Annotated in this window: 18 protein-coding genes and 1 pseudogene; 13 read left to right on the plus strand and 6 right to left on the minus strand. The window is 43.6% G+C overall.

The window, feature by feature from the left end:
* Window positions 1–79: 79 nt before the first annotated feature.
* Window positions 80–1,312 (minus strand): PucR family transcriptional regulator, encoded by a 1,233-nt coding sequence (locus ACQCVE_RS09810; RefSeq protein ID WP_426842634.1) that lies wholly within the window; start codon window positions 1,310–1,312, stop codon window positions 80–82.
* A gap of 200 nt (window positions 1,313–1,512) precedes the next feature.
* Between ACQCVE_RS09810 and ACQCVE_RS09815 the strand changes: the two genes are divergently transcribed.
* The 8 genes and pseudogenes from ACQCVE_RS09815 to ACQCVE_RS09850 all read left to right on the plus strand — a co-directional run bounded on the left by ACQCVE_RS09815 (window position 1,513) and on the right by ACQCVE_RS09850 (window position 8,946).
* Entirely contained in the window at window positions 1,513–2,001 is a 489-nt protein-coding gene (locus tag ACQCVE_RS09815) for a hypothetical protein (RefSeq protein ID WP_426862623.1), read from the plus strand.
* Between the two features lie 149 nt (window positions 2,002–2,150).
* On the plus strand, window positions 2,151–2,675 hold the full coding sequence (locus ACQCVE_RS09820) for a hypothetical protein (protein WP_426862624.1): 525 nt from the start codon (window positions 2,151–2,153) through the stop codon (window positions 2,673–2,675).
* A gap of 171 nt (window positions 2,676–2,846) precedes the next feature.
* Window positions 2,847–3,521 carry a response regulator transcription factor gene (locus tag ACQCVE_RS09825; protein ID WP_426842631.1) on the plus strand — a complete coding sequence of 225 codons (675 nt, stop codon included), beginning with the start codon at window positions 2,847–2,849 and terminating at the stop codon, window positions 3,519–3,521.
* The gene (locus ACQCVE_RS09830; protein ID WP_426842630.1) at window positions 3,511–4,833 is read left to right on the plus strand and encodes a sensor histidine kinase; all 1,323 of its coding nucleotides are present in this window, start codon (window positions 3,511–3,513) and stop codon (window positions 4,831–4,833) included. Before ACQCVE_RS09825 ends, ACQCVE_RS09830 begins: the two co-directional genes overlap by 11 nt.
* 488 nt (window positions 4,834–5,321) lie before the next feature.
* On the plus strand, window positions 5,322–5,852 hold the full coding sequence (locus ACQCVE_RS09835; protein ID WP_426862626.1) for an HD domain-containing protein: 531 nt from the start codon (window positions 5,322–5,324) through the stop codon (window positions 5,850–5,852).
* 84 nt (window positions 5,853–5,936) lie between these two features.
* Window positions 5,937–6,161, plus strand: coding sequence for a YuzF family protein (locus ACQCVE_RS09840; protein WP_426842628.1), 225 nt, complete (start codon window positions 5,937–5,939; stop codon window positions 6,159–6,161).
* Window positions 6,162–6,372: 211 nt separating this feature from the next.
* A pseudogene (locus ACQCVE_RS09845) lies at window positions 6,373–7,709 on the plus strand (hemolysin family protein).
* A gap of 115 nt (window positions 7,710–7,824) precedes the next feature.
* A complete protein-coding gene (locus ACQCVE_RS09850; RefSeq protein WP_426842627.1) occupies window positions 7,825–8,946 on the plus strand; it encodes an AI-2E family transporter in 1,122 nt (373 codons plus the stop codon).
* 26 nt (window positions 8,947–8,972) lie between these two features.
* Here ACQCVE_RS09850 and ACQCVE_RS09855 read toward each other — a convergent pair whose 3' ends face one another.
* The 4 genes from ACQCVE_RS09855 to ACQCVE_RS09870 are packed head-to-tail and all read right to left on the minus strand — an operon-like array spanning window position 8,973 to window position 10,465.
* Window positions 8,973–9,431, minus strand: coding sequence for a hypothetical protein (locus ACQCVE_RS09855; protein WP_426862628.1), 459 nt, complete (start codon window positions 9,429–9,431; stop codon window positions 8,973–8,975).
* Between the two features lie 45 nt (window positions 9,432–9,476).
* Entirely contained in the window at window positions 9,477–9,953 is a 477-nt protein-coding gene (locus ACQCVE_RS09860) for an Hsp20/alpha crystallin family protein (protein ID WP_426842625.1), read from the minus strand.
* Window positions 9,954–9,968: 15 nt separating this feature from the next.
* Window positions 9,969–10,211, minus strand: a complete 243-nt coding sequence (locus tag ACQCVE_RS09865; protein ID WP_426842624.1) for a spore germination protein — start codon at window positions 10,209–10,211, stop codon at window positions 9,969–9,971.
* Between the two features lie 11 nt (window positions 10,212–10,222).
* Complete coding sequence (locus ACQCVE_RS09870; protein ID WP_426842623.1) at window positions 10,223–10,465, minus strand: spore germination protein; 243 nt, start codon at window positions 10,463–10,465, stop codon at window positions 10,223–10,225.
* 145 nt (window positions 10,466–10,610) lie between these two features.
* On the opposite strand from ACQCVE_RS09870, the gene ACQCVE_RS09875 reads away from it, so the two are divergent.
* The 3 genes from ACQCVE_RS09875 (at window position 10,611) to ACQCVE_RS09885 (ending at window position 11,380) form a co-directional block, all read left to right on the plus strand.
* On the plus strand, window positions 10,611–10,850 hold the full coding sequence (locus ACQCVE_RS09875) for a spore germination protein (RefSeq protein WP_426862629.1): 240 nt from the start codon (window positions 10,611–10,613) through the stop codon (window positions 10,848–10,850).
* Between the two features lie 90 nt (window positions 10,851–10,940).
* The gene (locus ACQCVE_RS09880; protein WP_426862631.1) at window positions 10,941–11,096 is read left to right on the plus strand and encodes a hypothetical protein; all 156 of its coding nucleotides are present in this window, start codon (window positions 10,941–10,943) and stop codon (window positions 11,094–11,096) included.
* Between the two features lie 47 nt (window positions 11,097–11,143).
* Window positions 11,144–11,380 carry a YueH family protein gene (locus ACQCVE_RS09885; protein ID WP_426862633.1) on the plus strand — a complete coding sequence of 79 codons (237 nt, stop codon included), beginning with the start codon at window positions 11,144–11,146 and terminating at the stop codon, window positions 11,378–11,380.
* Between the two features lie 24 nt (window positions 11,381–11,404).
* Here ACQCVE_RS09885 and hpaB read toward each other — a convergent pair whose 3' ends face one another.
* On the minus strand, window positions 11,405–12,850 hold the full coding sequence (gene hpaB / locus ACQCVE_RS09890) for a 4-hydroxyphenylacetate 3-monooxygenase, oxygenase component (RefSeq protein ID WP_426862635.1): 1,446 nt from the start codon (window positions 12,848–12,850) through the stop codon (window positions 11,405–11,407).
* Between the two features lie 411 nt (window positions 12,851–13,261).
* Here hpaB and ACQCVE_RS09895 point away from each other — a divergent pair, with 411 nt between their 5' ends.
* On the plus strand, window positions 13,262–14,488 hold the full coding sequence (locus tag ACQCVE_RS09895; protein WP_426842618.1) for an EAL and HDOD domain-containing protein: 1,227 nt from the start codon (window positions 13,262–13,264) through the stop codon (window positions 14,486–14,488).
* Window positions 14,489–14,555: 67 nt separating this feature from the next.
* Window positions 14,556–15,458 (plus strand): aldo/keto reductase, encoded by a 903-nt coding sequence (locus ACQCVE_RS09900; protein ID WP_426842617.1) that lies wholly within the window; start codon window positions 14,556–14,558, stop codon window positions 15,456–15,458.
* The last annotated feature ends 21 nt before the right edge of the window (window positions 15,459–15,479 follow it).

Genomic DNA, 15,479 nt, shown 5'->3' on the forward strand with positions numbered 1-15,479 from the left:
TCTTCTATTAGTATAATACCTGCCAGACTAATTTGGTTTGTCTAAAAAAGAGAAAGGGTTTACATGTCTTTGTGAGATTTCACAAAGACATTCGTTCAAGCTTCAAATCCAGATAAATAGTCATCTTTTCATTGGGATTGCGCAAATCAATTTCAGCGATTTGTCCAATGCGTTTCAGCCGGTAGCCCAGCGTATTGACATGAACATTCAGCTGCTTTGCCGCGGTATGCACATTGCTGTCGGCTTCGAGATAAGCCTCAAGTGTTTGGATCAAGTTCGTTTTATGATCCGAATCATATTCCTTCAGCTTTTTCAGAGAATAATTTTCAAATCCCTCCTGCTTTCTTTTCTCAAATAAAATGTCTATATATTGATAAATGCCAAGCTCTGAAAAACTGGTGAGCGACATGGTTTCCTGTCGAAAGCGGTGCTTGATTTTTGAAACAGCCAGGGCTTCACGGTAGCTTTTCTCAATTTTCACCGTGTCATGGTAAACACCGCCTATGCTGGCTTCGGCATGACGAAGACCAAACCGTTCGTCCAGCTGTTTCACTGTGGAAAAGCAAAATTCCTTCAGCTCGGTCAGTGCCTGTTCCCCCCTCGGCTCTGCAAGAACGATGAGCTGATTGTAGTCGGATGTTGAGAGGAGAACATGAACCTGCTGGGTCGTCTTTAGCAAATAATCGATTTGCTTTTCTGCATTCTGGGAAATCTCCTCCGGAAACGTGAACAGAATCACAGAAAAGGCTTGGGGATACTTTACATGAAGCAGACCGAAGCCTTGCTGAATTTCTTTTTCAGACTGAATATTGCCTGTGAGCAGCCTCCAGAACATTTCCTGGCTTCGCTCCTGTTTCTTAGTTTTAGTGGCATGAAGATTCAGCAGCTTATTCCTGATCGCTTCTGCCGCTTCTTTCAAAAGACCAAGCTCAGCAGAGGTGAGTTTTTTTTCAATTTCGAGAGCCCATACAAACCCAAGCACTTCATCATTTTTCCAGATGGATATCGCAGCCCGGCTCCCAAGGCCCACCTCATCAATTTTATTGACTCGAATCGGCTCCTTAGTAGCCATCAGCTTCGGGATGGTCCCATCCTTCCATAGGCTATTGATCACCCGTTCAGGCACCCGCCGACCGATAATCGTTGAAATCCTTGCAGGATCTGTACACTCATCGTGGGTACTGTATGCGAGCAGCCGGTGATTCACATCTTCAATCGTTATCGGCAAGGATAAAACTTCGCTGATTTTATCGGCAATATCTTCAAGCCGGTCAAAATGATATATAAAAGGATGATCATATCGCTCTGCCATTTTTTTCACTCCCGAACGAGTTGTTAGCTAAAGTATGCGTAATCTGTTTGTAAAAATCAACAAAAAGAAGGGGGGGCTGCAGTCCATGTCGAGTGCCGGGCTCTTAAAAAGCGGCAAATCACACAATTCCACATAATTTTCCAGACATGAACAGCAAATCCTATAGGAGCAGGATCATTATAGAGAGGAAGTGTAAAGCGATGAAAAACATGTGGCTTCTAATCGGATTGGTGCTGGCGCTTTGCCTGCCGGGCTTTGTTTCAGCTGCACAGGGAGGAGAAGAAGGCCTCAGGCAGCACGAACGTTTTAAAAGTCAGAAACAGCAGGAGCTGATGGGTCTTGTGAGAACATATACACCCGAAAAGGTGCGGGAATGGGAAGCGGCACTGAAAGAAAGGGACCGGATCAAACAAAAGCTTCATAAAGATTATAAAAAGGATCGCATGGAGCTGCTGGAGTTAAAAAAAAGCTGGAAGGAACAGAATTTATCAGACGCAGAGATCCGCAGGAATGTGCAGGCATGGAGGAAGAGCAAGCAAGAAATTGGCGGACATCACCGTGACCGGAAAAAGGCTGCACAGGAGTTAAAACATGCCATTGAGCGCCGGGATGAAGGGGAAATAAAACAGTCACTGAATGACATGCTGAAAAGGATACAGCGCCGTAATACAGAGCTTGAAAAAAGGTGAATGAATGACTCACGGCTAACCTGCACTTGAAGCGGCAGACTTCAAAAATTCGTTTGATTTCCCATACTTCTATCATCATTCTGCGTCATTTATCCGCTAGCATGGAATATGAAGTATTCAACTTAAGTATGGAAAGGGAGCTGAATCAGATGAAAAAATGGATTGCAGCGGGAACAGCTATGATGCTGGCCATCCCGGCGATGGCTTTTGCATCAGAAAGCAGTGAAATGCCAAAACAGGAATTTTCAAATGAAGAATCAGCCGGTAAAAAGGATAGGCAGCAGCTGAAAAAGAGAGCGGACGAAATTGTGAAAGAGTATGCTCCGGAAAAGCAAGAGGAGTTCAAGGAAGCTGCTGAAGAAAACAAAAGATTGACCAAACAGCTTAGAAGCGGTCAGGAAGAGCAGCTAAACAGGAAAGAGCGGTTGCAGGCTAAAGTAAAGGATTGGAAAACACAAGGGCTATCAGACCAAGAAATAAAAGAAAAGGTAAGTGCTTTTAAAGAAAAAAGAAAGGCGAATCGGAGCAGCCATAAGGAATCTGCAGAAGATTTACGTACGGCAATAAAGAACAAGGATGAAGCTTTAATTAAAAAGCTTTTGGATGAAAAGTTAAAAAGCATGCAGGATCGTAATGAAAAACTGGAAAAGCGTTTAGCTGAAAAGGTAAAATAATCATATGGGATGAAAAGGGGCGTGCCTGCGCTCCTTTTCTAATGGGATAGAATACAAGGCAGACGATGACACATAGGTTTTTCCAGTACATGCATGGGTGCCGGAGAGTCTTATGGAAGAAAAGCGGGGCAGAATCTGCAGCCCGGATGTCAAGCTTACGGAGGAATGAATATGTCTTATACCGTTTATTTAGTAGAGGATGAACATCACTTGAATACGGTTTTAACCACCTATTTAAAGCAGGAGAATTGGGAAGTTAAAAGCTTTTTAAATGGATCGGATGCGATTCATAGCATTCATGAGCAGCCTCATTTGTGGATTCTCGATATTATGCTGCCTGATATAGACGGGTATGATGTCATAAAAGAGATAAAAAAGGTTAATGAAGAAACACCTGTTATTTTCATCAGTGCCCGTGATGAGGACTTAGACCGGATTATTGGACTGGAGCTTGGTGGAGATGATTACTTATCAAAACCTTTTCTTCCAAAGGAACTGATCATCAGGGCAAAAAAAATTATGAAGCGGACTTATGAGAGGCAGGAAGAGCCAAGCTTAATCTATGGCCCCTACGTAATTAAGGAAAGAGAACGTACCATTTCAGAGAATGGGGAAGTGATCCAGCTTACTTCCAAGGAGTTTGACTTGTTTGTATACCTTGTGAAGCATGTAGGCAGCGCTTTAAGCAGAGAACAGATTTTAACATATGTGTGGGGGGATGATTATTTTGGTTCCGACCGTGTGGTGGATGACCTTGTCCGCCGGGTCCGAAAAAAATGTCCAAAGCTTCACGTTGAAACGATTTACGGGTTCGGGTACCGGACGGTAAAATACCTTGAGAAATAAACCGCTGTTTGTTCAGATTGCGGTACTTTTTACAGGATTGATTGTTGTTATGGCCATTGTCTTTTTCCTCGTGATTCCCTCAACCCTGAAGACCTTCTTCACAAATGAGCTGTTTCGCACAATTGAAGAAGCTCAGGAGAGGCTGACTCCGGGGTTTAGCGATTCAGTGCCCTCAGATTCAACTGCCGGCCAGCAGATGAGACTTGTTAAGAATCTCTACATATATGAAAACGGGGATTACGTCGGACCAAAATTTCAGCCGAAATCCATTGAGCTGTTCCTGTTTCAGGCAGAAAAACAAAAAGAAAACAGCCAGCGCTACAATGTTTCCGTTGGAAATAATGAAATTCTCTATGTCATTAAAAAAGGGTTTGATCCAAAAGGGAACGAGGTTGTACTCGTTTCTTATCTATGGGACACCTACCGGAATGAACTAATACAAACGTTATTAACCAGAATCTTTTTTATCTTTGCGCTAATTATTGTCGGAGGGATCGTTCTGGCTTTGATTTTTTCAAAGTGGCTGGTGAAGCCGCTGGATTTAATTACAGCACATGTAAACAAGATTTCTAAACGGAACCTGAACGAGTCGCTCCTCCTTGACCGCAAGGATGAAATCGGAAAGCTGGCCGCGTCCATTGACGACATGAGAAATCAGCTGAAAAAGCAGGATGAGTTTCAGCAGACAATGCTTCAAAATGTATCACACGACCTGAAAACACCGATTATGGTCATTAGAAGCTATTCAGAAGCCATGAAGGACGGAATTCATCCAACCGGTTCACCGGAAGGAACGGCAGATATTATCGAAAAAGAAGCACTTCTGCTGGAGAAAAAAATAAAGGATCTGCTGTATTTAACTAAGCTTGATTATCTCTCCCAGCTAAAGCTTGAGAACACACCGGTACAAGTGAATGAAACAGCTGAGGATGTTATCGTGAGGCTCAGTGCATCCAATCCTGCCATTCACATCCATTCGGATCTGGATCCTGTGTCGATCAGGGGAAATGAAGAGCAGATCAGGGTGCTTCTTGAAAATCTGCTTGAGAATGCGCTGAAATACGCGGAGACGAAAGTGGAGCTGTCCATCAAAGAAGCGCAGGATTCCATAACAATCCGCTGCTATAATGATGGAAAACCAATGAACGATCAATTGCTCGCCAACCTTTTTCAGCCATTTGTTAAAGGAGAAAAAGGGAATTTTGGCCTCGGTCTTGCTATTATTAAGAGAATAGCTACCCTCCATCATGCTAGAATTACAGTTGATAACGGCGAGCATGGCGTAGCTTTTAAGGTTGAATTTCCTGTTTAATGAGCCAGCTCGATGATGAAGTGATAATGTAAAGGGTTCATCTGGCTGCCCCCGTATTGGAAATCGGAGCTCTCACATACAGCCTGTTTAATACAAGGCCGCGAAGAAGCATAAGGTTGATGTTTCAACATCAGCTGATTGAAGCGGAAGCTGTGAGACTCATGCGGACAGGTTTCAGGCGAACGCAAAGCGCTGAGGAGGCACACCGCCCGCCCCTGGATAAGAGAACGGCTGAAAAAGAAATCAGCAGCCGGGTGAATAGAGATAAAAAGAATAAGAGGGTGCTCTGTTGAGACACTCTCTTAATTTTTTCATAGGGGAAGGATGTGACGCTGTCATGTCCTTCTCCTTCCTTAACCTTATTAAAATGCGGCAGGGCATCTGTATGGACAACACTCAATCCTTGTCATAGAATATAACATTTCATTTGATATTGCCTTCCCAATATGATAATTTGGAAAAAAATTTAGGGTAAGGAGGGTTCATAGATGAGGAAGGTTATGCTCACTGAAATCTTTGACCATCCCATTGCTCAAAAATATTTGCAGCGCTCCGGCATGGCTCACGCGGTCTCAGCTGCTTTTCATGCTTGCAGATTGGCAGTTAAAAAAGGCGTCAATCCAGACCTTGCCGCAAAAGCCGCATTGCTCCATGATATTGGGCATTATGAATGGTATACCGATGGAGAATGGGATTTTGAACAGTATAAAAAAAATGATATTCATGCAATTAAAGGTGCAGAGCGTGCTCATAAGCTTTTGATCCGGCTTGGCGAAGACAGGGAGGCAGCAAAAGAAATTGCTTTGGCCATTCTGTTTCATACCGATTCCTATCTGCCTGAGGGTACATTTATCCAAAGTCCGCTTCAGCATGTTGTAAAGGCAGCGGATGAAATGGATGAGGAACCGAATGGAAAGCATCATTACCGGACCATCTCTGTTCAAACAGCGAGAAAGAAACTGGCAGAACTGGATGATTATATCGATAAAAGGAACCGTCCCTTTAAACGAACCGTCTAAGCGCGAGTGGAATAATGGTGCTATCCCCGCTGAACAGCTCATACGTTAAAAGTGTGAAAACTGTATAAGGGAGATGACCAAACGATGCAAAATCAGGCTCCTCAGATGATTACCATCATTGATCCATACGTTTACCAGACGCTGCAGACCGTCATTGGGAAAGATTTGGTGATTCAGACAGTTCGGGACACAACAAGAGGAAAACTCACAGATGTCAAACCAGATCACATTGTGCTGAAGACAAATGGGGATTCCATATTTTTTATACGCATTCAGCAAATTGTATCGATCATGCCTGATGACGATTGATTAACCTGCAAAAGCCGGTCCGTAAAGACGCCGGCTTTTTTTAATGGCTAATGGCAGAATCCTGTTACAAAATTATACATGTGAGAGGAAGCTTAAATGAGGGTATAAGGATAAGTATGCGCCGGGCCGCTAATTAGCTTTCCGGGCATGTAAAGGAAAATGACAGTTTGAATCACTTGGAGGTGACTCCTGATCCGGACCGGATAAGGGAATTTTTTATTTAGTTAAATTAGTTTTTGTGGCCATACTTATCGCATTAACCGCATTCTTTGTAACGTCTGAGTTTGCGATTGTTAAAATTAGAAGCTCCAGACTTGATCAGCTGATGGCAGAAGGAAGCCGCAATGCTTTGGCGGCGAAAAAAGTAACCACCAATCTGGATGAGTATTTGTCAGCCTGTCAGCTTGGAATAACCGTGACGGCATTGGGGCTCGGGTGGCTTGGGGAGCCAACGGTTGCGGATCTGCTGCAGCTTTGTTTGAAAAGCTGCCATTCAGTGAATCTCTTGCTCATGTCGCGGCAGTAGCCGTTGCATTTGCTGTGATTACATTTTTGCATGTAGTCGTGGGAGAGCTTGCACCAAAGACTGTTGCCATTCAAAAAACTGAGACAGTGGCGCTTGCCTTTGCAAGGCCTCTTATTTTATTCTACCGGATTGCCTTTCCATTTATCTGGGCACTCAATTCCTCAGCGAGATTCGTAACCGGCTTATTTGGCATAAAACCCGCTTCTGAGCATGAGCTTGCCCATTCTGAGGAAGAACTCAGGATCATTTTGTCTGAAAGCTATGAGAGCGGAGAAATCAACCAGTCTGAATACAAATATGTGAATCGGATTTTTGAATTTGATGATCGGATCGCGAAGGAAATCATGGTTCCGCGGACAGAGATTGCCGTTTTAAAAGCCGATGAGCCGTTTCAGGAAAGTCTTGAAATGATGAGTAATGAAAAATATACCCGCTACCCTGTTGTGAATGGGGATAAGGATAATATTGCCGGGATGGTAAACAGCAAAGAGGTCTTTACGGATTTGTTTTCGAAAAGTGCCGCTGGACAAAAAGACACGTCTTTAACGGAGTACATCAGACCGGTTATTCAGGTTATTGAAACCACGCCAATCCGGGACCTTCTGATCAAAATGCAAAAAGAGCGGGTTCACCTGGCTGTACTCGTTGATGAGTATGGTGGAACCGCAGGTCTTGTTACGGTAGAAGATATTATAGAAGAGATTGTTGGTGAAATCCGGGACGAATTTGACCAGGATGAAATCCCTGAGATTCAGAGAAAGTCAGAACACCACTTTATTTTTAACGGCAAGGTGCTTCTTCATCAGCTAAACAGTCTGCTTTATCTGCAGATTGAGGAAGAAGATATTGATACTGTCGGCGGCTGGATGCTTTCTCAAAATATGGACATTGGGGAAGGAGATACACTTTTTTACGAGGACTATGAATTTACGGTCCGTAAAATGGATGGCCATTTAATCCGTTCAGTTGAGGTGCTTAAAATTCATTCAAAGCTGAAAAAAGCAGAAGCTGAAAACAGCTAAAAGGCGCGCAGGGATAAGCCTGAGCGCTATATTTTTGATAATAAGATTGACATTGCTTATAGGGAATAGTAGGTTTTAGATAAAAGAATAAACTGTTTTTAGGAGGCAGGTACGGTTGCTGAAGTCTAAAGTCCATTTCTGGACACTCGAGATTTTACTCATCCTTTTAATTATCTACGTATGTACAAAGGTTTCATTCCTGTTCGCACCGATTGTGTCATTTACAACGACACTGTTCTTTCCGATGCTCATAGCAGGTGTGCTCTTTTTCATCTTCAGCCCGATTGTGCGGTTTTTAGAAAGAAACAGGGTGCCGCGAACGCTTGCGATCTTGATTATCTATTTGATTTTCATCGGTTTGATTGTTATGCTTGGCGCTTTTGCTGGACCGCTGCTCTCAAAGCAGATTACAGACCTGATCAACAATATTCCTAATTATATAACAGAGCTTACACAGTTTATTCAAAATCTTTCCCAGTCGAGCTGGTTTACCTGGATCATGACTCAGGATTATGTATCAATAGAAAAAATCGAACAGTCTTTAACCGAATTTTCCACAAAAATACCGCAAAACCTTACTTCAAGTGCATATGCAGTTCTCGGGGTGGTAACGAATATTACACTGACGATCATTACTGTTCCGTTCATCCTGTTTTTTATGCTGAAGGATGGCCACAGGTTCCCGGTTCAGGCTGTAAGGGTCCTTCCGAATACATACCGTCATGAAGGAATTAAGATTTTCCATGACCTGTACGAGACCCTTGCTGCATATATTCAAGGCCAGCTGATTGTTTCAATCTTTGTAGGGACTGGCTGCTTTATTGGATTTTCCATTATCGGACTGGATTATGCGCTGATTCTTGGGCTCGTCGTTTCCATTTCGAATATCATTCCTTACCTCGGGCCGTTTTTAGGAGCGGCGCCGGCTGTTGTGATTGGACTTTTGGATTCACCGACAAAAGGATTACTGGCAGCCTTAGTCGTGCTGGTTGTACAGCAAATTGATGGAAACCTGCTGTCTCCGCTGATTATCGGCAAACGAATCAATACCCACCCGCTTACCATTATCCTATTGCTGATCGGGGCAGGGAGCTTCGGGGGAGTCATCGGAATGATTCTTGCTGTGCCGACGTACGCTGTTCTAAAGGCGACGACCTTAAATTTGACGAGACTCATCCGCCTTAGAATGAGGTATCAGAAAGAGAAGAAAGACCAGTCGAATAAAATTCCGAAGTGACAAAAACGAGGACTGGCTCAGGGGAGTCAGTCCTTTTTTGGCTGAATGAATACCTTTGGATGCTTACTGTCAGATTGCTTGCTTTTTCCATAAACCTGCCCGATATTCAGCTGGCCGGGAAGTTCTTTTATTCCGAGCTGCCCTAAATTGCTGCTGAGGTCAACTTCCTTCATATCTACGTTTTCAACGTGAAGGTGCTGGATATAAATAAACGGAACCCCGTTTTTTTCAAGGGTCCCCTCATTAGAGGCAGACAACTGTTTTTTTATGAGAGAAATTTCATGTTGCACACCTGCTAAGATTTGTCCAAGCTCGGCCTGTTTTTTTCTGATTGCCTGTGAGTCCAATTGGGAGGGAAGGGCTTCAGGGCGGCTTTCCTGCCGGGTGAGCAAGTTCTGAATCCGCTGAACCGATTGATCGAGACTTGAGAGCCTCTGCTGAATCCTAATTTCTTCGTCCTTTTGCTTCTTTTTCCTGAATATCATGGACTGATCCCACACATGTTGTAAGAGTTACTTCAGTATATGGACTCAAGGCCCGTCAGTATGCCCTTCGGCAAAATTTATTGAAACAGCGTCCTCCTCTTCGGCTCTTTTAAACGTAAGCTCAAGAATACCGTTCCAGTACTTGCTCTGAACGGTTTCCTTTTCTACAGAAAAAGGCAGGGTGATGACCCGCTCGATTTCCCCGTACTGCCTTTCGCAGGCTACCCTGTATTGAAAGGAATAAGGAGCCTGGAGAGCTCCTTTAAAAAGGATTTTTGAACGTGCTGAATCGAGGGTGACAGAAAAATCCTCTTTCTTAAACCCTGGTATTTCAATAAGGACAGCCACTATATTTTCATGAGCGTACACATCACATTTTGGATAAGTGTCAGAAGGTTCCTGGCCAGCCGCTCTGCCGTTCCCTTGACTTGTTCCCCCATCTTCAAAAAGAGACTTCCAAAAATCATTCTTCTGACATTTATCTGTTAACTCCAGCCACTTTTGAATTTTTTCCTTATCCACTTATCTCCCTCCTCTTTATATCTGAGTCGTTACCGGAAGAGATGGATTGGCAATCTGATCCTGGTCACTGACATCGGGGTCTGCGTTTCCATTTGCCATTTGAGAGAAGTTTGGAGAAAGATCACCGAGTGAAAAACTGGCTCCGACTGATTTAGTGTTGGCAGTATGGCTGTTTTGCGATACGTTGCCAAAATCAATATTTCCGTTTTGTGTAACTCCATTCACTTTAATATTAAATATATTTATCTGATAAGGCATGAGAACCCTCCTTAAGATTGGCTGGCGATAAATTCATCCAGGTTCGCAATGTTTGATTGGTCATTTTGGTCCGGATCAATATAAATGTTCTCCATGAGGGAGTCAGATGGTGAAAAATCGCCGTAAGATGAATTGGCCCCTGTTGATTTAGTGCTTGAGGTTGGACTGTTGATCACCGTCTCTCCAATATTTAGAGAACCGTTGCAGGAAATGCTGTGTACTTTAAGATGAAACAGATTAATGGTTGTTGGCACACTCTCACCTTCCTCCATTCGCTTTTACAGTGTATGCCCGGCAAAGCCCATTTGTTCTGGAGCACCGAATTCAGGAAAAGGGCATAGGCTAAATAAGCAGAGCTAAAGGGAAAACTTAAGCGTCTCTGAAAAAAAGAGTCAGGAAATGATGATGAAAGAGGTGAGGAATATGCCGGCCTTTGTAGGTCCGATGGAAGTGGAGAGTGTTTCGGGTGTCTTCAAGGTGGGGGACACTTTTACCATTTCTCCTAAAAGTGTTCAAAAATTTGCTGTAGGATCAGGAGCGGTTTCAAATGGAGATGGGAATTATCTGGTGAACAGCAGGAGCTGGACCAATGATTTTGACTCAGATGTAATAGACCAGGCTGATTCTCTTAACGCTTAGGGAATATACTTTTCAACTATGTTAAAATTCTGTGAAAACATTGATTCGCCCTCTGACATTTTGTACGATTTAGTCAGAGAGGTGATTCTTATGAATAGGAAAGCATGCATTGCCATGCTCGCAGGCGTTCCGCTGGATCAAGTAGAGGAAGTGCTCCATTCCAAAAGAAAGTCTCCTGAAACAAATGTCACAACGCTGAAGATTCTTCAGGCTGCGGACACGCTTAAGCCGATTTCATCTGAATAAACCCGGAATTAACGATTACAGCAGTCTATTTAAGAAAGGAATAGGAAATGAAAATCAGAAGGGCTCACTTGCCGAATACCGATAAAATATATATCTACGAAAACAAGAAGGAAGAATATCACTTAATCGCCGTACCGGACCAGCACTGGTCATGCCTCATAAAATATGAGGAGGGATCAGTGGCCGCTAGAGAGAAACTCGTTCAATCGCTTGAGCAAAGGCTGAATAAAGAAGAAGCCGGACTGCTCGCAGATAAAATCGGACAATGGATTACAGAAATGTAAAAAGGCGCTCATGTGGCGCCTATTTTAATTGCGGTAATCGAGGAAGCTAAGAACTTCATCCATCATGTGCTGGCGCGGATAGAATCTGTACAAGTTTGAACGCAAACGGACGGGGTCGCCAAAGAAAAACCGCTCATACTGGGTCTGACGGCCTCCGAATGAACTCATCGTGGTATCCCAGGCTAGACGGAACAAAGCGGTTTTCATTTTCCCGTCGATTGCTGCTCCCTGAAGAAAATGATCGGCTTTTTCAGCAATTTCTGATTCGAAATCTTCCTCGGAAGGGATCGTCAAATATCCTCCTGCACCAATAAGCTGAAGGATCTCAATGTACGCAGGATAGAGCTTGGAGTTAAGACATATAGCAGCATAAAGAGGCTGCAAATTGGGACACATCGTCCCCCACTGATCCAAAGCCGCTGTATGCTCTGATTTTTGATGAAGTGCGCTGATTACTTCACACCCGATGATTAATTCCGATATTTTTTCCTGGATGTGCTGATATTCGCTGACATTCAGCGCTGAAACGAGAAGCTGGGCGAGGCCGAGCAAGTATTCAAGCTTTACAAGCTGCCGGTTTACGACTTGATGGAGAGCTTGAGAAGCAAAGCTGCTTTCATTAAATAATTTTGCGGCAAGGTCCGGACGGTGATAAAAAAACACACGATCCCAGGGTACGAGAACATCATCAAACATAATTAAGGTGTCCATTTCTTCAAACCGGGAAGATAAAGGGTAGTTAAAAGCAGAATCTCCGGGCGCAAAGGATTCCCTGCATAAAAAGGACAGCCCTTTTGTATTGCTTGGTATTGAGAAGGAGAAAGCGTGTTCTTTGGACTGCTTTCCTCCGCCTGATGGAAAGACAAGGACTTCATCCGTCATTCCGCCTTCTGTTGCCAGAAGCCTTGCTCCTTTTACGATGAGGCCTTCCGCCGTTTTCTTAATCACTCTGGCTGCTACAGGGTGATGATCTGATTCATAATAGGCCGCTGAGCGGTTTGCCTGAGGATTGATAAAGCTGTGAGTGAACGAAAGGTCTTCACGGGCGGCCCGTTCATAAAGGCGGACCAAGTTTTGGGCGAAATCATCATCCTGATCTTCAAGTATCGCTGCAGAAGCCGCGAGAGCCATGACAGCTGTATTCATATAGTCAGGCGTTCGTCCCATCATTCCATGTGTTTTCTTAGCCCATTCGGTCATCATCGCTGATCGTTTTGTAAGATCTTCTTTCGTTTGCGGGCGCAAATACGACAGACCCTTCCTTTCATTCGTCTCCGGGCATTGATACGTCATCCTGTCCACCTTTTCCGGATGGTGCTGCAGGTCGTAAAGCTCTGCTTTTGTCCGTATAGCCCCTTTATAGGCAGGGTGTTCTGAAATGGGGCCTTCTATCTTACTTCCTTTGTACCATACGGCAGGATGAAGCTTATTTAACCGATCGATAAATTGTTTTCCAGAGATGACCGGCAATTTATTTCACTCCCGATAGTTGATGTTCAAACCTCAATAATTGAATCCTTTTTCACTATATGCGGGTCTAAGCGGAACGTGAGTCCTATTAACCGGGCTCCTGCAGGAAGTGATAACTGGAAAGACAGTCGAATATATATAGCAAGCAGCAGTTTATCACTCGCCTATTTTGGACAAGATGTAGCGGACCGTCAGGAGGAGATGACATGAGACAGGAAGGGAATTTCTTTAAAGGAATGCTTTGGGCAGCAGGTTTAAGCATTCCAATATGGATGGCTGTAATCGGCTGGACGAAAATGATTCTGCATTTTTTGCAAAAATAACGCAAAAACACAAAATTCGACAAAAATTTTCCTCTATATGAGCTAAAATGAATGGGTATAAAGCACTTATATTCAGAGAGGAAACAGCATGAAAGTATACATTGGAAGACAGCCGATCTTTGACCGGAAAGGGTTTGTAAAAGGATATGAACTCTTATACAGAAACAGCGAGCAAAATTCGTTTCCGAAAATAGACGGAAACGAAGCCACTATGCATTTAATTTTAGACAGCTTTTTAAATATGGGCTTGAAAGAATTATCTGAAGGAAGCCCTTGCTTTATTAATTTTACCGAAGATCTTTTAAAGCTTAAAATACCGGAATATTTGGATCCGCGTTCTGTTGTTATTGAAATTTTGGAAGATGTTCCGCTTACATCCGAGCTTGCATCCATATGCAATAGCCTGAAAGCGAGAGGGTATACCATTGCATTGGATGACTTTTTTATTGAACAGGATAGCATGCATCCGGAAGTGCAGAGCATTTTACATGCAGCAGATTACGTTAAAGTGGATATGCTGCATACATCCTTGAAAGAACTTTCTGTAATGATGAGGCAGCTGAGCATTTACAACCTTGCATTCATAGCGGAAAAAGTCGAGACTTTGGAGCAGTATGAGCAGGCGAAGGCACTGGGATGCGAGCTGTTTCAGGGGTATTTCTTCAGCAAGCCTGTTATACTGGCCGGCCACGATATGCCTTTAAACGTCCTGTCCTACTTTAAAATCATTCAGGAATTAAATAAAGAAGAACCAAGAATTGATCTGGTTGCAGACCTGATTGAGCAGGATCTTTCGTTATCATACAAGCTTCTGAAATTAATGAATTCGCCAGCTTTCCGCCCTCCAAATCCGATTCATTCAATCCAGCAGGCGATTGTTCTTCTGGGGCTGACAGAGATCAGAAAATGGATGTACATTATGTCGGTGAGAGGGTTTTTCAAAAAGGACGAGCCGCTCATGAATGAAGTGATCAAGCTTTCATTAATCCGTGCCAAGCTATGCGAACAGCTGGCAGTAAAAACCGGGAGAAATTCCTCCTCCTCTTATCTTCTGACAGGGATGTTTTCAATGATTGATACGCTCCTGCACAGGGAGAAGGCGGATATTTTAGTTGAACTTCCCCTTGCACCTGATATAAAGGATGCTCTTTCTGGCACAAATAATGATTTGACGAGAATCTTTAACTGGGCCCGCAGACTGGAGCTGGCGGAATTTCATCTGCCTGAAAGCGGATTGTCGGAGCAAGAAGCCTATGAATCCTATATTGCATCCATTCACTGGGCGGAAGACTTGCTGTCAGGGACTGACTGGTAACGGAATCAAAGCACTTTGAAAGCCTTCAGGATTAAAGTACACTATACGAAAAGAGAGGAGAATGATCATGGAACGTATTCATATAGCAGAAGATTTATCCTTTAGCCGTATTATTCACGGATTGTGGCGTTTAGCAGACTGGAATATGAGCAAAGATGAGCGGCTGCAGCTGATTGAGCAGTGCCTGGACCTCGGCATCACAACCTTCGATCATGCAGACATTTACGGCTCTTACACGAGTGATAGTCTATTTGGCGAAGGTCTTGCTTTAAAACCATCTCTCAGGGAAAAGATGGAGATCGTAACAAAAGCAGGGATTGCCCTGATTTCGGAAAATCGTCCCGAAAACCGGATCAAGCATTATGATACAAGTAAAGAGCACATTATCGCTTCAGCGGAGCAGTCCCTGAAAAACCTTAAAACCGAATACATAGATGTGCTTCTGATTCACCGTCCTGATCCATTTATGAATCCTGAAGAAGCTGCAGAAGCCTTCACGAAGCTGAGAGAAGAAGGAAAAGTGCGTCACTTCGGTGTCTCAAATTTTAAACAGTCCCATTTTCATATGCTGCAGTCCTATCTCGACTTCCCGCTTGTAACAAATCAAATCGAACTATCTGCCTATCAGCTTGAAAATTTTGAAGACGGCACAATGGACCTATGCCAGGAAATGAGAATTCCCCCTATGGCTTGGTCTCCACTGGCAGGAGGCCAAATTTTTAAAGCGGAAGATGGGAAAGCGAAGCGTCTTGTTACAGTACTTGAACAAGTCGGAGAAAAAATAGGCGCCGGAGGAATCGATGAAGTTCTATATGCATGGCTGCTTGCACACCCTGCAAAAATCATGCCGATTGTAGGATCAGGTAAAATTGAACGGATTCATTCAGCGGTTCATTCTCTCGAATTAAAAATGGACAGGCAGCAATGGTTTGAGATCCTGCACGCTTCAATGGGGCATGAAGTCCCTTAAATAGTTGGTATACGTATAAAA

The sequence above is a fragment of the Metabacillus sp. 113a genome, from assembly GCF_050107635.1.
Classification (GTDB): domain Bacteria; phylum Bacillota; class Bacilli; order Bacillales; family Bacillaceae; genus Metabacillus_B.

What these genes read in the sequence shown, in the direction of transcription:
- ACQCVE_RS09810 (WP_426842634.1), bottom strand. Translation starts at nt 1,312, where the DNA reads ATGGCAGAGCGATATGATCATCCTTTTATATATCATTTTGACCGGCTT.
- ACQCVE_RS09815 (WP_426862623.1), top strand. Translation starts at nt 1,513, where the DNA reads ATGAAAAACATGTGGCTTCTAATCGGATTGGTGCTGGCGCTTTGCCTG.
- ACQCVE_RS09820 (WP_426862624.1), top strand. Translation starts at nt 2,151, where the DNA reads ATGAAAAAATGGATTGCAGCGGGAACAGCTATGATGCTGGCCATCCCG.
- ACQCVE_RS09825 (WP_426842631.1), top strand. Translation starts at nt 2,847, where the DNA reads ATGTCTTATACCGTTTATTTAGTAGAGGATGAACATCACTTGAATACG.
- ACQCVE_RS09835 (WP_426862626.1), top strand. Translation starts at nt 5,322, where the DNA reads ATGAGGAAGGTTATGCTCACTGAAATCTTTGACCATCCCATTGCTCAA.
- ACQCVE_RS09840 (WP_426842628.1), top strand. Translation starts at nt 5,937, where the DNA reads ATGCAAAATCAGGCTCCTCAGATGATTACCATCATTGATCCATACGTT.
- ACQCVE_RS09855 (WP_426862628.1), bottom strand. Translation starts at nt 9,431, where the DNA reads ATGATATTCAGGAAAAAGAAGCAAAAGGACGAAGAAATTAGGATTCAG.
- ACQCVE_RS09865 (WP_426842624.1), bottom strand. Translation starts at nt 10,211, where the DNA reads ATGCCTTATCAGATAAATATATTTAATATTAAAGTGAATGGAGTTACA.
- ACQCVE_RS09875 (WP_426862629.1), top strand. Translation starts at nt 10,611, where the DNA reads ATGATGATGAAAGAGGTGAGGAATATGCCGGCCTTTGTAGGTCCGATG.
- ACQCVE_RS09880 (WP_426862631.1), top strand. Translation starts at nt 10,941, where the DNA reads ATGAATAGGAAAGCATGCATTGCCATGCTCGCAGGCGTTCCGCTGGAT.
- ACQCVE_RS09885 (WP_426862633.1), top strand. Translation starts at nt 11,144, where the DNA reads ATGAAAATCAGAAGGGCTCACTTGCCGAATACCGATAAAATATATATC.
- ACQCVE_RS09895 (WP_426842618.1), top strand. Translation starts at nt 13,262, where the DNA reads ATGAAAGTATACATTGGAAGACAGCCGATCTTTGACCGGAAAGGGTTT.
- ACQCVE_RS09900 (WP_426842617.1), top strand. Translation starts at nt 14,556, where the DNA reads ATGGAACGTATTCATATAGCAGAAGATTTATCCTTTAGCCGTATTATT.